At 69.5% G+C, this 1387-nt stretch carries 1 protein-coding gene and 1 pseudogene; one reads left to right on the top strand and one right to left on the bottom strand.

What is annotated here, in order from left to right:
• A partial coding sequence (locus ACWDNU_RS45840) for a DUF6292 family protein (RefSeq protein ID WP_449673448.1) occupies positions 1–196 on the bottom strand: 196 nt, incomplete at its 3' end.
• 31 nt (positions 197–227) lie between these two features.
• Between ACWDNU_RS45840 and ACWDNU_RS45835 the strand changes: the two are divergent.
• Positions 228–1387 (top strand): annotated as a pseudogene (locus tag ACWDNU_RS45835) (hypothetical protein); the annotation flags it as partial.

Here is a 1387-nt window from a genome sequence, read left to right as displayed (position 1 = left end):
CGACGGCGGCGGCCCAGCCGTGGATTTCGTCCCACAGGAGGGCGACGTCGCGGCCGGGGTAGGCGGGCAGATGGCCGTCGAGGGCGACGTAGGCCTGATCCCGTTTACCATCGCAATCCTGCGTTACGCGGTCGACGTCGACGGTGGCGAGGCCGGTGAACCCGAAGAGATCGCGCTGGGGGACCGCATCCTGCAGTTCCTCGCTATTGCCTGGATCGGAGCGGTAGGTGTCGCTGTCTATCTCACCTGACGAGATCGTGGTAGCGGAGCAGGAAACAACCGAATACGAGCGGCTACGCGACGACGAGCAGTCGGCGCGTCCGGCCGCTCGTTTCGCGACCCTGTCCCGCGCCACCTTCGTCGGTGGGGTGGTACTCACCGTCGTCGTGTTCGCGGTGGGTGCCTGGCAGCGGCGCTGGATCGCCGACGACGGCCTCATCGTGCTGCGGACGGTGCGCAACCTGCTCGCGGGCAACGGCCCCGTCTTCAACATGGACGAGCGGGTCGAGGCCAACACCAGTACCGCGTGGACCTACCTGGTCTGGTTCTTCAGCTGGCTCACCCAGGCGCGGCTCGAGTACGTGGTGCTCGGCGTCGCGCTGACGGTCTCGCTGCTGGCGATGGTGTTCGCCATGCTCGGCACCGCCCGGCTGTGGGGCGGGACCAGCGGTCAGCTGCTCATCCCGGCGGGCGTGCTCGTCTACATCGCGCTGCCGCCCGCCCGTGACTACGCCACCTCCGGGCTGGAGAGCGGCTTGGTGATCTGCTGGGTCGGGCTGCTGTGGTGGTTGATGATCCGCTGGAGCCAGGCCGCGGTGGTGCGCGTGCCGAGCCTGCTCGGACTCGTCTTCCTGGCCGGTCTCGCGCCGCTGATCCGGCCGGAGGCCACGCTGATCGGCGTGCTCGCCCTCGGCATGATCTTCCTCGCCCCGATGCCGCGGTTCCGGTACGGCCCGATCGCGCTGCGCGCGCTGATCGTGTTCGTCGCCGGGATCGTGCCGGTGGCTTACCAGATCTGGCGGATGGGCTACTACGGCCTGCCCTACCCGAACACCGCGGTCGCCAAGGACGCGGGCGGGGCCAAGTGGGGCCAGGGCATGAAGTACCTGTGGGACCTGGTCGGCCCGTACTACCTGTGGATTCCGCTGCTCGTGCTGCTGATCGCCGGTGTGGTCACCGCGGTGGCGCGCGGGGTCACGGTGCGGCCGCGGTGGTCGGTGGCGGCGATCCGGACCTGGCTGCGGTCGCCGAGCGCGGTCGTCACCATGGTGCTGGGCAGCGGCCTGCTGCTGACGGTCTACGCGATCCGCGTCGGCGGTGACTTCATGCACGGCCGGATGCTGCTGACCCAGCTGTTCCTGCTGCTGCTGCCGGTGGCGGTCGTACC

The organism is Amycolatopsis sp. NPDC003676 (genome assembly GCF_053587275.1).
This window is presented reverse-complemented; position numbering and strand designations above follow the sequence as displayed.